The organism is Roseburia sp. CLA-AA-H209 (assembly GCF_020687575.1).
GTDB lineage: Bacteria > Bacillota > Clostridia > Lachnospirales > Lachnospiraceae > Roseburia_C > Roseburia_C amylophila.
On the sequence record NZ_JAJEQU010000001.1, the window covers coordinates 383,489 to 399,972 of the forward strand.

General features: G+C 42.3%; 15 protein-coding genes. 2 read left to right on the forward strand and 13 right to left on the reverse strand.

Annotated elements, in window-relative coordinates; all coding sequences use genetic code 11:
• Positions 1–2: 2 nt before the first annotated feature.
• Entirely contained in the window at positions 3–1,253 is a 1,251-nt protein-coding gene (locus tag LKD41_RS01900) for an O-acetylhomoserine aminocarboxypropyltransferase/cysteine synthase family protein (protein ID WP_227700217.1), read from the reverse strand.
• Positions 1,254–1,501: 248 nt separating this feature from the next.
• Here LKD41_RS01900 and LKD41_RS01905 point away from each other — a divergent pair, with 248 nt between their 5' ends.
• Both LKD41_RS01905 and LKD41_RS01910 read left to right on the forward strand, forming a co-directional pair.
• Positions 1,502–2,506 (forward strand): FecCD family ABC transporter permease, encoded by a 1,005-nt coding sequence (locus LKD41_RS01905; protein WP_227700218.1) that lies wholly within the window; start codon positions 1,502–1,504, stop codon positions 2,504–2,506.
• Positions 2,499–3,257: an ABC transporter ATP-binding protein gene (locus LKD41_RS01910; protein WP_227700219.1), complete on the forward strand. Its 759-nt coding sequence runs from the start codon at positions 2,499–2,501 to the stop codon at positions 3,255–3,257. The genes LKD41_RS01905 and LKD41_RS01910 overlap by 8 nt, the downstream gene beginning before the upstream one ends.
• Positions 3,258–3,262: 5 nt before the next feature.
• Here LKD41_RS01910 and larE read toward each other — a convergent pair whose 3' ends face one another.
• From larE to cobA, 12 genes are all read right to left on the reverse strand, one after another.
• Entirely contained in the window at positions 3,263–4,096 is an 834-nt protein-coding gene (gene larE / locus LKD41_RS01915) for an ATP-dependent sacrificial sulfur transferase LarE (protein WP_227700220.1), read from the reverse strand.
• A gap of 11 nt (positions 4,097–4,107) precedes the next feature.
• Positions 4,108–5,004, reverse strand: a complete 897-nt coding sequence (locus tag LKD41_RS01920) for an Rpn family recombination-promoting nuclease/putative transposase (protein ID WP_227700221.1) — start codon at positions 5,002–5,004, stop codon at positions 4,108–4,110.
• A 380-nt stretch (positions 5,005–5,384) separates the two neighbouring features.
• A complete protein-coding gene (locus tag LKD41_RS01925) occupies positions 5,385–7,082 on the reverse strand; it encodes a sulfate adenylyltransferase subunit 1 (protein WP_227700222.1) in 1,698 nt (565 codons plus the stop codon).
• 1 nt (position 7,083) lies between these two features.
• Positions 7,084–7,983, reverse strand: a complete 900-nt coding sequence (cysD, locus tag LKD41_RS01930; protein ID WP_117840879.1) for a sulfate adenylyltransferase subunit CysD — start codon at positions 7,981–7,983, stop codon at positions 7,084–7,086.
• A 33-nt stretch (positions 7,984–8,016) separates the two neighbouring features.
• A complete protein-coding gene (locus LKD41_RS01935; protein WP_022243159.1) occupies positions 8,017–8,331 on the reverse strand; it encodes a 4Fe-4S dicluster domain-containing protein in 315 nt (104 codons plus the stop codon).
• Positions 8,315–10,027, reverse strand: coding sequence for an adenylyl-sulfate reductase subunit alpha (locus LKD41_RS01940; protein ID WP_227700223.1), 1,713 nt, complete (start codon positions 10,025–10,027; stop codon positions 8,315–8,317). The genes LKD41_RS01935 and LKD41_RS01940 overlap by 17 nt, the downstream gene beginning before the upstream one ends.
• 6 nt (positions 10,028–10,033) lie before the next feature.
• Positions 10,034–11,095, reverse strand: coding sequence for an ABC transporter ATP-binding protein (locus LKD41_RS01945; RefSeq protein ID WP_022243161.1), 1,062 nt, complete (start codon positions 11,093–11,095; stop codon positions 10,034–10,036).
• Position 11,096: 1 nt separating this feature from the next.
• Entirely contained in the window at positions 11,097–11,960 is an 864-nt protein-coding gene (locus LKD41_RS01950) for a sulfate ABC transporter permease (protein ID WP_118638978.1), read from the reverse strand.
• A gap of 12 nt (positions 11,961–11,972) precedes the next feature.
• Positions 11,973–12,821: a sulfate ABC transporter permease subunit CysT gene (gene cysT, locus LKD41_RS01955; RefSeq protein ID WP_022243163.1), complete on the reverse strand. Its 849-nt coding sequence runs from the start codon at positions 12,819–12,821 to the stop codon at positions 11,973–11,975.
• 14 nt (positions 12,822–12,835) lie between these two features.
• Positions 12,836–13,801, reverse strand: a complete 966-nt coding sequence (locus LKD41_RS01960) for a sulfate ABC transporter substrate-binding protein (RefSeq protein ID WP_227700288.1) — start codon at positions 13,799–13,801, stop codon at positions 12,836–12,838.
• 113 nt (positions 13,802–13,914) lie between these two features.
• Positions 13,915–14,847, reverse strand: coding sequence for a cysteine synthase A (gene cysK / locus LKD41_RS01965; RefSeq protein ID WP_227700224.1), 933 nt, complete (start codon positions 14,845–14,847; stop codon positions 13,915–13,917).
• 129 nt (positions 14,848–14,976) lie between these two features.
• On the reverse strand, positions 14,977–16,446 hold the full coding sequence (gene cobA / locus LKD41_RS01970) for a uroporphyrinogen-III C-methyltransferase (RefSeq protein WP_227700225.1): 1,470 nt from the start codon (positions 16,444–16,446) through the stop codon (positions 14,977–14,979).
• Positions 16,447–16,484: the final 38 nt, after the last annotated feature.

Below are 16,484 nucleotides of genomic sequence, written 5' to 3' on the forward strand. Positions count from 1 at the left end.
ATTTACTCTTCGCTTTTCTCTGGTTTGCTCTGATCCATTGCCTGTCTGAAGTCTTCGATTAAATCTTCGATATCTTCAATTCCGACACTGATGCGGATCAAATCATCAAATACTCCGGCGTCTCTTTTTTCTTCCGGGGTACTGTGTACATTTAATGTAGATTCCGGATGAATCACTAATGTCTTCGTATCTCCGATATTGGAAATAATCAGCGGAAGCTTTAATGCATTGATTATTTCAAATGCCCGTTTCTTGCTTCCGGTCCGTATGGTTAAGATTCCACCAAAACGGTCCTTAAACTGTTTCTTTGCGATTTCATGCCATGGACTGCTCTCCAATCCCGGATAATTGACTGTTACATCCGGATATTCTCTTACAAAAAACCTTGCCAGTTCTGCTGCATTGTCACAGATACGCTCCATCCGGATTCCCAGTGTCTCTAACCCGATGCAGTTATAAAATGCATTCTGCGGAGACAGACAGGCTCCTGTGTTGCGGAACAGTCCATTCCGAAGCTTGGCAGTATAGGCAAATGGTCCAAACTTCTTAAAGTCTGCCATGCCCGGATATTTTTCCACATCCCACTTAAATCTGCCGCTGTCCGTAATAATTCCGCTGATGGAATTGCTGTGACCATTGATGTATTTAGAGGAAGAATTCATTACAATATCCGCTCCTAGGGAAAGCGGCTTCACTAAGAATGCAGTAGCAACCGTATTATCTATAATGAGCGGTATCTGATGCTCATGTGCCAGATTTGCAAGTGCCGTAATATCTGTCACATCAAGTCTTGGATTACCAATGGTCTCTGCAAAGTAAAGACGGGTATGTTCATTGGTCTTTGCTTCAAATGCAGCCAGGTCATTGTTTTCCACATAATGTGTTGTGATACCAAATGCCTCTAAGTCACGGAATAAATCAATGCTGCCGCCATAGAGACTGGCACTGGATACGATTTCATCGCCGGAACGAAGGATATTACAAAATGCATTGTAGAGTGCTGCCATTCCTGATGCACAGGCAACGCTTGCTACGCCACCCTCTAACGCCGTTACTCTTTTTTCAAATGCATCTACCGTAGGATTACTGATTCTCGTATAAGAATATCCCGGTGCTTGATTATGAAAAATCTTTTCTAACTTCTCTGCCGACTCATGTGCAAATGCACTGGATTGATAAATCGGAGTTGTTGTTGCACCTGTATTCGGTTCTCCCTGAAAATCTCCATGTAATAATGCGGTATTAAACTTCATCTTACGCTCCAATTCCTGCACGTCTTATCGTGCACTAAATACTTTGAACTGCCTTAGGAATTCTATTTACGATTATTCCTATTGGTTTTGTATGAATTATATTTTACTATATTTTTCTAATTTGTCAATACTAATTTATCAGAGCATTGTTATTTCTCTCCGAATATGTTATTTTATTCACGCAAGCCGCATAAATAAACGCTTTCTTGCAACAATACATATTTCTGAAATTATGGAAAGGATTTCCTATGTACACGAGAAAAAAAATTATTTTATCTTTTGCCGGAATGTTTTTCCTGCTGCTTCTTATGATGTCAGCAAGTCTTTTTTTCGGCAGCGTTTTATTAAATCCGAAAGAGATTTTATCCTGCCTGATTCAAAATGACCGGACTTCTGTCACAGGTCTCTTACTTTTTCATATCAGAATTCCACGGATGTTTGGCGCCATTGCTGCCGGCATGGGTTTATCCTGCGCCGGAGTTATCTTACAGACTGTTATGAATAATTCCCTTGCCAGCCCGAATACCATTGGTGTCAATTCCGGAGCCGGATTTGCCGTTATGATTGGACTTGCCCTCTTCCATGGCCATGCAACTCACAATGCCATTTTTGCTTTTGCAGGTGCCTTCCTTACGACACTTCTTATTTTTGCTCTGGCATATATGGCAGACAGCAAACGTACTACCATCATTCTTGCCGGCATTACCGTTTCTTCTTTTTTAAGCGCCGGAATTAATACGGTAAAATTATTAAGTGATGATATCACTTTAAACCTCACTACCTTTATGATTGGTTCTCTTTCTGATGTCACCACAAAAACGCTTTTTGCTCCCGGCATTGCCATTGTCATTGCGGTTATCATCTCCTGCTTTTTCGGAAGCCACATGAATGTTCTGAGTCTTGGAGAAGATGTTGCCCGCTCCCTTGGCATTCCGGTATCGCTGCTCCGTTTTCTGCTGTTGATGCTTTCCAGTATACTGGCAGGCTGTGTGGTAAGCTATGCAGGACTGTTAAGCTTCGTCGGGCTGATTGTTCCTCATATTGCAAGACGGCTCTTTGGCAATGATCTGCGGCTTTTAGTTCCCCTTTGTGCTCTCTTAGGTGCAAGTTTCGTCCTCTTCTGTGACACCCTTGGACGTGTTATTGCCGCACCATATGAACTTCCTGCCGGCATTATTCTTTCTTTTGTTGGCGGACCGTTTTTCTTATATCTTTTATTAGGAAAGAAAGGAGGCCGCAGAGTCCATGCTTAAATTTGATTCCGTTTCCATTGGCTACCACAAGGTGCCTCTGATTAAAAATCTGTCCGTTGAAATTCCTACCGGCAGCATCACAACCATCGTAGGGCCAAATGGCTGTGGCAAAACAACGCTGATTTCCGTATTAAATAAATCCAGCCAGCTTTTTAACGGCTCTATCACATTAGATGGCGAAGATATTTATCATATGAGTGGACACCTTCGTGCCCAGAAAATTGCATTTTTACCACAGATTCGCGAAGTAATTCCTGCTCTTCCGGTTCATACCTTAGTGGAGCATGGACGCTTTCCATATCTTGGCTTCTCCAGACGCCTCACCGAAGAAGACCGCAGACTGGTGGAAGATGCCATGGAATTTACCCATGTTACGGATTACCGCAACGTTGCAACTGACACTCTTTCCGGCGGAATAAGACAGCGTGTCTTCTTTGCCATGACTTTAGCCCAGAACTGCGATACGATTATTTTGGATGAACCGACTACCTTCTTAGACTTGGTAAGCCAGAATAATTTCTACCGGATGCTTCCAATCTTAAAGGCACAGGGAAAAACAATTCTTTTGGTGCTGCACGACCTTGCCAAGGCACTTACTATTTCAGACAAACTTATCGTCATGGAATCCGGTGCCATCTGCTTTCAGGGCACTCCGGATGAATGCGTACAAAAAAACGTCTTAAATAAAGTATTTCATACTTCACTTAAGACGTTCTCTGATGCGGAAGGAACTTACTACTTCTTTGAGTAAGTTCCTTACTTTTCCAATGTTTCATTCATACTTCCCATCCGGTAACCGCAAAGGTCTAAGGTTACATAGGTAAATCCATATTCCCGGAAAGCTTTTGCAATTCTCTCCCGGTTCTCCTTTTCCATCAGCTTCGAAAATTCTTCCGGCTCAATCTCAATTCTTGCCATCATTCCATGAATTCTTACCCTCACCTGATGAAAACCTAAATCCAGTAATAATTGTTCCGCTTTATCCACCATTGTAAGTTTCTCTTCGGATATGGTCTCTCCATAGACAAACCGGGATGACAGACAGGCAAAAGACTGCTTTTCCCAGGTTGGAAGATTCAATGCCTTCGAAAGAACACGGATATCCTGCTTGGTAAAACCACAGTCTCTGAGCGGACTTTTTATTCCAAGCTCTGCCACTGCTTTTAATCCCGGACGATAATCTCCGTTATCATCAAGGTTAGAGCCTTCCGCCACATAGGCAATTTTCTGTTCTTCTGCAATCTTTAATATCTTTTCAAATAATTCATGCTTGCAAAGATAACAGCGATTCTTAGGATTCTGTGCAAATCCTTCGATTTCAAGTTCTTCCGATTCTGTAATAAAATGTCTTATATTTTCTTTCCGGCAAAATGCTTCTGCTTCCCCTAACTCTCTCTTTGGAAATGAACAGGAGGACGCAGTTACAGCAATTGCCCGCTCTCCCAATACATCATGCGCCACTTTCAAAAGATAGGTGGAATCCACACCACTTGAGAATGCAACTGCCACGCTGCCTAATTTTTCAAAATATTGTTTTAACGCTTCCTGCTTTTTTAACTGTTCCGGAGTTGGTGCTGCTATTTTATCCATTTCTTATGCCTCTACTTTGTTCCTTCTCTGAGTTCTTTCACCGTAGCAAGCTCCAGTCCGACCTTTTCTGCGATTATTTCATCTGTCAGGAGATCTAAAAGGTTTCTTGCAACACTGATTTTTTCTCTGGCAATTCCACGGGCTTCGCCTATTTTAATACCCTGCGCTTCGCCAATTTCTATTCCTTTATTGGTCATCTCTTCTGCAAATGTACACATTGTAATCACCTCTCCTGCCTTCACACGTTCTGCTACTGTTTTCTCTATTTTGACATAGGTTTTATCATTTGTAAACACCCGAAGCAGATTCAAAACCGCTTCTACATGGCAGATTGCCTCCGGATGTTCCTTAGGATTGTATCTTCCAAGACGTTTCTCCGCAAAAAAATCTGCTACAATTTTAAAATCACTTTTAAACGCTTTTCGGATTTTCTCCGGCAAAAATGCAATATTAAAAACAAATATTTTATAATCATTTACATAAGGTCTTAGTTCCGGAGAAACATCTAAAATGTCAAATAGCGCATTCGGACTTTTCCATTCTGTATCACTGAAATTTAAAACAATCGTAATTGCCGGATATTTTCGTTCTTCCCCACGATCAATCTGCACCCGATACACGGCATAATCATACCCCATAATCCAGATGGGCATATTTTTGTCTATCCGACTTTCATTTTCAATCCCAAAAGATGCCACTTTGTATAACCCATTCTTATATAATTTCACAGTATCCCGAAACTGATTCCGAAAATTGTTTTCTTCCACCTTATAGATGCTTTCCGTTGGTCCCTCTTCCAATCCTTCTTCCAAAAGAATCTCCTTTCGAAAAAGTAATACATTATATATGTCAGCAAAAACATCCGAAAATGATTCCAGATATTTTTCTGCCAAATCCTTATCTGCCAAGTATTTTCCCCCTGTTAAATAAATATTTTGGATAAAAAAGATTCTGAAAATATGAATATAAGATTATCACGAATGCAGACAGTTCAACACGCCTGCATAATAGATGAATAACGAATATTATTATGAACTGATTTTACTTAAGTATAATAGCAAAAATATTCCGAAGAGCACAAGTACTCTGCGGAATATTTTAATCTAATTTAATAGAATTTATATAATCTTTACAAAGATAAAACATTTTTTCTGTTTTTGTAACTATTTTCTTCTCATTTTTGTCATTTTCCATGTAAACGTTTGCGCACATGTACTTTAACTGCATCACTTTAGATGTAGTACTCCAGACGATTGGTATTTTCCAGCGAAGTACAGCTTTCTTATTTTTATAACCAGATTTCATCCTTGAAAATAATCTTACGATAAGTCTCAAAATGTAACCACTTATTGAAGAAGTCGCTGGATGGTTTTTCACCTGCTGCAGCCAGCTCGTCTAAGAATGCCTGTGCATCCTGTGCAGATGTAATGGCAACGGCAAAGCCTCTTCCGTTGATAACCGGAACATTGCTGTACTGGTATTCTGCCAGCGGTGCAATCTTTTCTACCTTGCGTCCACGAACCTGTACAAAGATTCTTTCTCTTAAGATGACAATATCGAAGTCATCCGGATACTGATAGCTTTCTCCGCTTACCGGGATTTCGTCTCCAATGGTATAGGTCTTCTGAACCGGACGTACCTTGGCAATCGTCATGCTCTCAAGGTTATAATAGAACTCTTCAAAAATGTCTCCATTTCCCTTAAGGCTTCCATATACGAAAGCTGCTTTTAAATCCTTGCTCTCATCTACGGTAGCATCTTCTACTACACCGCAGGCAGAAGTCATATTGGAAATACGGTCAATCAGAATCAGCTCTCCTAAAGTCTTATGCTTTTTGAATTCATCAATGACAACCGGCTCCTGCAAATCAAGGTCACAGACTGCAATCTCATTTTTCTTAAGCTGTCCTGCCGGAATAAATTCACCGGTATTTACATCAATCTTATACTGGATGTTCTTTAAGATACCAGGAATCTGCTTTGTTCCAAGTTTTACCAGATAATCGGTTCCCGGTGTCAGCTCCTCATCATCCATCCAGAGAATGGTTGCTGTAAAGGATTTGCTGATTGGCAGGTTATTGCCGGATGCAATGACACAGCCTCTGGATACGTCTACTTCTTTATCAAGCTGCAGTGTAACCGGCTGTCCCATAAAGGCACTCTGGCTGTCTTTATCTCCTACTAAAATGCTCTTGATATGCGCACGCTCATTGCTTGGCAGGGTAACGATTTCGTCTCCGACTTTTACTTCACCGGATTCAATCTGTCCCTGGAATCCACGGAAAGTATGGTCAGGACGGCACACTCTCTGTACCGGCATATAGAAGCCCTCTTCCTGCTTCTTCTCTGTTACATCTACTTTTTCAAGGTATGGAAGCAATGCCTCTCCCTTGTACCAGCTAATTTTATCGGATTTGGTTGTTACATTATCACCTTCTGTTGCAGAAACCGGAATAATGTAAATGCTCTCTAACTTCAGTTCGTCTGCTAATTCTTTAATCTGTGCTTCGATTTCTTTGAAACGTTCTTCGCTGTAGTCTACCAGATCCATTTTGTTTACTGCAAATACGAAGAATTTGATTCCCATTAATGCACAGATTCTGGCATGTCTTCTGGTCTGCACCAGTACCCCCTGTTTTGCATCAATTAAGATAACTGCAAGGTCTGCAAAGGATGCACCAACTGCCATGTTTCTGGTGTACTCTTCATGGCCCGGTGTATCTGCTACGATAAAGCTTCTGTTGTCTGTTGTAAAATAACGGTATGCTACGTCAATGGTAATACCCTGCTCACGCTCTGCCATCAGTCCATCCAACAGAAGAGAATAGTCAATTGCTCCACCGCGGCTTCCTACTTTGGAATCTAATTCCAGTGCTTTTTCCTGGTCTGTATACAAAAGCTTTGCATCATAAAGAATGTGTCCAATCAAAGTGGACTTTCCGTCATCCACACTACCGCATGTAATAAATTTTAATAATCCACTCATCTTAGAAATACCCCTCTCTCTTTCTTCTTTCCATACTGCCTGCTGCTTCGTTATCAATGACACGGGTGGTTCTCTCGGAAGATACTGCACTTAAAGTCTCATCGATAATTTCATCCAATGTAGTTGCTGTTGACTCTGTTCCTCCGGTCAAAGGATAGCATCCTAAGGTACGGAAACGTACACTCTTGTACTGGATTTCTTCTCCCGGAAGCAGACGCATACGGTCATCATCCACCATGATAATATTTCCATCACGATATACTACCGGACGTACTGCTGCAAAATATAATGGTACAATGTCAATTTTTTCACGTTTGATATACTGCCAGATATCAGTCTCTGTCCAGTTGGAAATCGGGAATACTCGAATGCTTTCGCCTTTATTGATTTTAGCGTTGTAAAGCTTCCACATTTCCGGTCTCTGGTTCTTCGGGTCCCAGGCATGATTTTCATTACGGAATGAGAAAATTCTTTCCTTTGCACGGGATTTTTCCTCGTCTCGTCTGCCACCGCCAAATGCTGCGGTAAATCCATATTTATTTAATGCCTGTTTCAATGCCTGTGTTTTCATGATGTCGGTATATGCAGAGCCATGGTCGAATGGGTTAATCCCCTTCTTTACACCATCTTCATTGATATACTCTATCATTTCAATGCCAAGCTTCTTTGCTGTCTCATCACGGAATTGAATCATTTCCTTGAATTTCCATGTGGTATTTACATGCAGGAATGGAAATGGCGGCTTCTCCGGATAAAATGCTTTCATGGCAAGATGCAGCATTACGGAGCTGTCTTTTCCAATGGAGTAAAGCATAACCGGCTTCTCGCACTCTGCGGCCACCTCTCTTATGATGTAAATTGCTTCTGCTTCCAGTTCATCCAAATGTGATAATTCACCCATACTTACCTCTTTCTGCCACCCTGTGGCGATTTATTAATATTGATTCGATTGCTTTCTGTCAATAACGATGGTTTCTACGCTGCCATCCCGTTTCTCTATCTTCCAGTCCAGATATTGTTCCCGGCTTGCTACACTCATCTTACTTCCCATGCCGCCCATATCTGCACCCAAGTAAAGTGCTATGGCATCTACCTTACATTCCTTAATACAGGAGCAACAGCCCCAGCAGTCCTTCGGATACAGCATACATGCCTTTCCGTCAGAGTCCATTCCAATCAGTGTTCCCGGACAGACCTGACTGCATCTGCCACATCCCACACATTTACTTTGATTAATAGCTATGCTCATAGGTCTCACCTCGCTTTACTAATTCCCGGAAGAGCACTTGGATTTTTCCATTTTCTTTTCTGGTATTCACATATTTTAACCACTCATCACTCTTATCCGGATAATCTAAGTTTTCTGCAAAACTGTGCCAGCGGGTTTCCTTTCTGGCTCTCAGATGATAAATCAGTGTCTCACAGACCGTCAGCCGGTTCTTAAGCTCATAGACAAACATCAGCTCATGCATATTGGAAGCTCCAAGCTCCTTCGAAAGTTCCTTTAACTTTTCGATTTTCTCTTCTGCCAGATTCAGCTGGTTTTCATTAAACTGATAATGATTGCTGATTCCGCCTGCATAGGTATCCATTACCTTCTGCATGGCTTCTTCTAACTGTTCCGTATCATATAAACCGGACTGATTTGTTAAAATCTTATCATACTCTTTCATCTTTTCTTCAAATCTGTTGTCACAGAATGCTTTTTCTTCTTCCGTCATTTCATAGCTTGCAGCCTTTTCTTTTGCAAGGTCTTCTACCATTGCCTTTGCTGCAATCTCGCCCTCGACCATGGCTCCTGTTACATATTTCTGTGGACAGCCTCCTGCCACATCTCCGGCTGCATACAGTCCGTGAATCGTAGATTCTCTTCTGGTGTCAACCCAGTAACCACTGGCGGTATGTCCACCTACCACATACGGCTCGGTTCCTTCGATTTCCACATTCTGCTCACTTGGGTTCTTTCCCTGCTCAATCCATTTTAAGGTCTGGCCCGGTGCCATGTTAAGATAAGCCTTCTTTAAGGAATCGTCCTGCTCTGCACTGATTCCTTCTGTCCGAAGATAACATGGACCGTGTCCTAATAAATTCTCTTTTACGGTTCCATACACACGCTGTGAAGTGGTAAGTCCGTATTTTGTCTCATATACTTCGCCAAGGGCATTTACCTGCTTTGCTCCCACACCCTGTGCAATGGTTCCGGTCGGTGCGATGGTATCTTTACAACGCAGTGCAATAAAACGCATTTCAAAAGTGGTCATCTCTGCTCCCGACTCAATTCCCATGGCATAACCGGCTCCGGTATTAAATGGCGGATACCACATCTTATGTCTGGAGAATCCCGGATTGTTCGGCCGGTAAAGACCGGATGCTCCACCGGTTGCACAAAGCACTTTCTTTGCCCGGATTTCTACTGCTGTCTCATCTTCAATGGAAAATCCCACTGCGCCATAAATCCTGTTCTCCTTTACCAGATAATCGGTAATTGCCACCCGGTTTAATATGGTAACATTCGGCAGTGCTTCTACTGCAGAAGCAAGTAACGGCTTGATATTCTCACCGTTGATTTTGATATTCCGGTTTCCTCTTGCCACATATTTGCCATTCTCATCCTTTAAAATGACAAGACCAAGCTTCTCCATTTTCTCTGTTACACGGTTTAAGCCCTCCGACATGGTAAGAAGTAAATCCTCTCTTACGATGCCGTCTGCATCCTTTTTGGCATAATCCACATAATCTTCCGGCTTTCTGCCCTCTACAATATATGCATTAATGGCATTTACTCCGGCTGCAAGACAGCCGCTTCTTTTGATGTTGGCTTTCTCTGCAATGATAACTTTCGCATCGGACTGTTCTGCAATGGTCAGTGCTGCATAACAGCCTGCGGTTCCACCGCCAATAATTAAAATGTCTGTATCCAATATTTTTCTGTTCTTAATTTCCATAGCAACTTAGATGTAGAATACATCATCCTCCTGCATTTCTTTATTTTCACAGAGATACGTCCGCTCTTTATCCAGCACATATAACCGGTAAATCAAAAGGCTTACCTTCTCTCCGATTTCAAGACTTTCTTTTTCCAATGGCCACTCACAGATTATCTCAATGCCGCCTACGTCTACCGTAACATCCAGACGGTTTCCACGGAATACGATATCCTTTACAATGCCATCCTGGGATGCACTCATATAGCGGTCAATTTTGCCAAATTTATGTATCTTTACAAATTCCGGTCGGATGACTGCTTTGGCTGCACCCTCGATTTTATCAAATCCATGCAGTTCTTCGTAATGTTCCACCAGGGAAGAACGTCCGATAAACTGTGCTACAAACGGAGTATCCGGTGTATTATAAATCTCTGCCGGTGTTCCAATCTGTTCGATGGTTCCGTGATTAGTAATGATAATCTCATCTGCCACCTCAACGGCTTCATCCTGGTCATGGGTTACGAAAATGCTGGTGATTCCAAGCTTTGTAACCACACTGCGAAGCCAGAGTCTTAATTCCGAACGAACTTTGGCATCAATTGCTGCAAACGGTTCATCCAGAAGCAGTACCTGTGGTCTTGGTGCCAATGCCCTTGCAAAAGCAACTCTCTGCCGCTGTCCGCCGGACAACTGGTTCGGATACCGCTTCTCCATACCGGAAAGTCCGGTAATCTCCAAAAGCTCCGTTACCCGCTTCTTAATTTCTTTCTTTGGCACCTTCTGAAGCTCCAGTCCAAATGCCACATTGTCATATACCGTCATGTAGCGGAACAATGCGTAGTTCTGAAAAACAAATCCGATGCCTCGTTTGGAAGCCGGTACATCATTGACCCGTTTTCCGTCGATGTAAATGTCTCCGGAATTTGGCATTTCCAGTCCTGCAATCATACGAAGCAGTGTTGTCTTTCCACTGCCGGATGGTCCAAGCAGTGCCACCAGTTTTCCTTTTTCAATGCCAAAGCTGACATGATCAGAAGCTTTAAAACTGCCATATTGTTTGCATATATCTTTCATTTCAACATACATATCAGCGGCTCTCCCTTCTTGTTTTTGCCCGATATTCCAGAATATTTCGAAGGAATAATATGATAACTGCCAGAATAACCAAAAGCGAGGATACTGCAAATGCTGCAGTAACGGACTGCTCTGTACCCGACATATATAATGCATCGATTTCCAGTGGAAGTGTAAAGGTCTCTCCTCTTGTCTTTGACAGAGCATTGACCGCACCGAACTCTCCCAATGCTCTCGATGTACAAAGGATGACTCCATAGAGCAATGCCCATTTCATCTGTGGAAATGTAATCTTAAAAAAGATTTTCAGTCCGCCGGCTCCCATCAGGGCGGCTGCTTCTTCTTCGTCCTTGCCCTGAGCATTTAAAACCGGAATCACTTCTCTTGATACATAAGGGAATGTTACAAATACCGTTGCTAAAATAACGCCCGGAATTGCAAAAGCGATTCTGATATTCGTTCCAAAGAACTGGTTGATTGCCCGGATAAATGGATATGTCCAGCCCAGTCTTCCAAATGTCATCAAAAATGCCAGTCCCACGATAACCGGTGAAATGGAAAACGGAATATCGATTAAGGTTGCCAGCACCTGTTTTCCTCGGAAGGAAAACTTGGTTAAAAGCCATGAAACACATAATCCAAAGAATGTGTTAATCACCACCGCTGCCACTGTTGCAATCAGAGTTACCTTTAAAGCACTCTTTACATAATCTGTCCGGATGGACTGCATGTAAAAGGCAAATCCTTCTTTTAAGGAACTTGCAATGATGCAGAGCAGCGGAAGAACCAGCATCAGGAACAGGAACAGTACACTGACTGTAATCAGAATATGACGCGTACGTTTTTTTCTTTTTTCCAGTTTTTCAAGCTCGTTCATACTTTTCTCCTTCTATAACTGATTCGTGCGTTGTGCCTGCTTCATCTGAATGATATTTACCGCAAATAAAATAAGGAATGATATGATTAACATAACCAGTGCAATTGCTGTTGCAGAGGCATAATCAATATAATTTAATTTCTGCATAATGACATAGGAAATTACCTGTGTATGCTCCTTGGCACTGTTGCCGGATATGTAGATAACACTTCCATATTCTCCTACCCCTCTGGCAAATGCCAGTCCAAATCCGGTTAAAATTGCCGGTTTCATCTCAGATAAGATTACTTTGAAAAATGTTTTCGAAGGTGTTGCTCCAAGGATATAAGCTGCCTCTTCATACTGTCCATCCAATTTTTCCAATACAGGCTGGACAGAACGCACAACAAACGGAATTCCCACAAATACCAGTGCAATGACCAGTCCCACATGGGTATATGCTACTTTTATTCCAAGAGCTGCTAACGGCTTTCCAATGATTCCGGTGTTGGAATACATCTTTGATAAAGTAATACCCGCAACTGCAGTAGGCAGTGCAAATGGAAGTTCAATAAATCCATCTAAAATCCGTTTTCCCGGAAAATCATACCGGGTCAGCGTCCAGGCTAATATCACACCAAATACCACATTGATACATGCTGCTAAGAAAGAACATCCGATGCTGGTGGCAAATGCATATAATACATTTGACTTGGTCAGAAGTCCGAAAAATTCTGACGGAGATAACTTTAAGGAATATACCATTACGGATGCCAGTGGAATCAGTACAATCAGTGAAAGCATTGTAACTGTAATTCCAAGCGTTAAATGAAATCCCGGTATGACTCTGATTTTTTTATTTTTACGGAATCGTCTTTTCATACTTGCCTCTTCTTCTAGTAGTTATATATCTCATCGAACCAGGCATCATCATCAAAATAATCTTTGTATGCCTGATCCCAGCCACCAAAATCATCAATGCTCCAAAGTGTCATCGTCAGATCAAAGGTATCTTCATATTCCTTTAAAATTTTCTGATTGGATGGACGGTAACCATTCTCTGCGGCGAGCCGCTGTGCATCATCTTCATATAAATAAGATAAATATGCTTCTGCCACATCTCTTGTTCCATTGAAATCTACATTATCATCTACCACTGCCACACTGGGCTGTGCTAAGATACTGACCGTCGGAGAAATCAGTTCATATTCTCCCGGATAATTCTTAAGTACTGTCATGGCTTCATTTTCCCATGCAATAAGAACATCGCCTTTTCCATTTTCCACAAAGGTGGTTGTGGAACCTCTTGCTCCGGAATCCATCACGGAAACGTTGGCATAAAGTTTTTTTAAGAATTCCTTTTGTTCTGCTTCACTGTAACCCTTTTCCTTTGCATAGCTTAATGCTGCCAGAAAGTTCCAGCATGCACCACCGCTACTCTTCGGGTCCGGTGTGATTACTTCAACACCCGGTTGAATCAAATCATCCCAGTCTTTGATATTTCTCTCATTTCCCTTTCGTACCAGAAAGACAATGGTTGAAGTATATGGTGCGGATTCATCCGGGAACTGATCCACCCAGCCCTCATTAATCAATCCGGTATCCTCTATCAACGAAATGTCATGTGCCAGTGCCAGTGTCACCACATCCGCATTACAACCTTCCACTACGGAACGTGCCTGCATGCCGGAGCCTCCATGAGACTGGATGACTTCCACTTTTTTTCCGGTTTCTGCTTCATAATGCTGTATGAACATTTTATTATATGCTTCATAAAACTCTCTGGTCGGATCATAGGAAACATTGGTTATGGTAATGACATCACTCTTTTGTCTGCCACATCCACTGAGCAGCAACATCATGGCTGCAAGCAAAAGTGCAGTGATGCGGTAACGATATGTAATTTTCTTTCCCTGCTGTTTTCTGCTCTTTTGCATGTCACCCAACATTTCCTTTCTATCTCTTTTCATTGATTTTATAATTCGAATAAAGAGGTGGATAAATACCTCTCTCCGCTGTCCGGCATTAAGATAACAATATTTTTATCTTTATTCTCCGGTCTGCCTGCCAGTTCTCCTGCTGCATGTAAGACTGCACCGGACGAGATTCCAATCAGGAGTCCATCCGTCTTTGCCACTTCTCTTGTGGTATCAAATGCCACATCATTATCTACCGGAATAATCTCATCAACCAGTGACAAATCCATAACCTTCGGAATAAATCCTGCTCCGATTCCCTGTATCTTATGTGGTCCCGGTTCTTTTCCGGAAAGAACGGCGGAAGTTGCAGGTTCTACTGCCACAATCTTAATGTCTGCTTTCTTTGCCTTTAAGCCTCTTGCTGTTCCGGTCAGTGTTCCACCGGTTCCTACGGAAGCTACAAAGATGTCTATCTTCCCGTCCGTATCCCGCCAGATTTCTTCTGCGGTAGTAAGCTCATGGATTTTTGGATTGACCGGATTTTCAAACTGTTGCGGAATAAATGCATTTCCATATTCTTCTTTTAACTGGGCTGCCTTCTCAATAGCGCCCCGCATGCCAAGCCGTCCCTGGGTCAGTACCACTTCTGCTCCCAGTGCTGTTACAATCTTTCTTCGCTCAACACTCATGGTATCCGGCATGGTTAAAATCAGATGCAGCTTCTTTGCCGCACATACAAATGCCAGCCCGATTCCGGTATTGCCACTGGTCGGCTCTATAATAACGGTCTTGTCATTAATCAGCCCGTCTTTTATTCCCTGTTCTATCATTGCTTCTGCCACACGGTCTTTTACGCTGCCCAATGGATTAAAATACTCAAGCTTTGCTAAAAGGTGTGCCGGAAGATGCTTTGCTTCTTCGTAGTTTTTCAGTTCCAGTATTGGTGTATTACCAACTAATTCTGTCAGAGATTGTGCTATTTTCGCCATTTCCTTTTTTCTCCTTTCCTGTAACTATTTACCATAATACCCTATAATTCATATATGGTCAATAGGAATTGTAAGAAAATTTTTTCAGGACTTCGTTTTTCCGAAAAGTCCTGAATTTTTTTCTTTTTCTTACTCCGGTAAACGGACGGTATCTCCTACCACAATCACTGCCGGCATTGGAATCTGTTTCTCCTGCACTTCTTTTTCGATGGTAAGAAGTGTTCCATATGCTGCCCAGCTGCTTCCATCAGAAGTTCCATGAATTACTGCTACCGGTGTCTCTGCCGCTGCACCGCCGTTTTGTAATTCTCTTACAATCTCCGCAAGTCTTGTGTATCCCATTAGAAAGACACAGGTTCCATCCATGGCAGCCATTTTGTGAATCTCATCTTTTAATGATTCCTCATCTCCGGCAAAATGCCCGGTCATTACATGAAAGCTCCGGCTGACCTTCCGCTCCGTCACCGGAATTCCGGCAAGTTCCGGCACTGCAATGCAGGAGGAAATGCCGGGAATTACTTCTGTTTCAATGCCTTCCTCCGTCAGTGCGTCTACTTCTTCATTTCCTCTGCCAAAGACAAATGGGTCACCGCCTTTTAACCTTACAACATGCGCACCTTCTTTTGCCTTCTCTATCAGCAGCATATTAATCTCTTCCTGCTTCATGCTGTGTCTGCCACTGCGTTTTCCTACACAGATTTTTTCACAGTTTTCAATGGTAAAATCAAGAAGCCTTGTATCAATTAACGCATCATAAATCAGCACCTGTGCTTTTCTGATTTCCTGCATGCCGCGCAGTGTTATGTATTCATAGGACAGACAACCGGCTCCCACCAGAACCACCTTTCCTGGGGATACTTTCCTGACCGGACAAGCTTCTTTTCCTGATTGTGCCTCCTTATCCGAAAGTGCTTCTTTATCTGCAAATGCTTCTTTTAGGGTTTTGCTTTGATAATTTTCCAGTAAAATTTCACATTCAGTTTCTGTCAGGGGACGTCCTTTTCCCATACACACATCTGCCAATTCCATCAGAAAAGCAGCTCTCTTTTTGTCATCTTCGATTGCCATTTTTGCAAAAGGACGAATCTTTTCAAGATAATCCAAGATTTCTTCCATCCGCTCCGGGATGTCTGCGCTTAACCGGGCACGGAACGTGGTTGCTACTCTTGGACTTGCTCCTTCGGTAGAAATGCCGATACTGAGCTTTCCTTCCCGAATCAGCGACGGGAACAGGAATCCACATTTTTCCTTATCATCTACAACATTTACCAGAATATTCCTCTCTTCACAAAGCTTTGCAATCCTTGCATTCAATGTTTCATCCGAGGTTGCCGCAATAACAAAATCCATTTTTTCCAGATTTGTAGTTTCAAAATCCCGCTCGGATAAAATAAGTTCCGACGTATCTTCGTTCTTTTTTCTTTTCTCTTTTATTTCTTCGGAAAGTTTCCAGATTCCATCATCAATCTCTGGTGCAACAACCAGAAGCTCCGGTTCATAAGGCAGCAGCTTTCTTACCTTGCGTTCTGCTACAATACCGCCACCGACAATCAGTCCTCTTTTTCCTTTTAGTTCCACAAAAAATGGAAAATATCCCATCCCGCTTCTCCTTTATTGCCTATACTCTGTCACTTAAG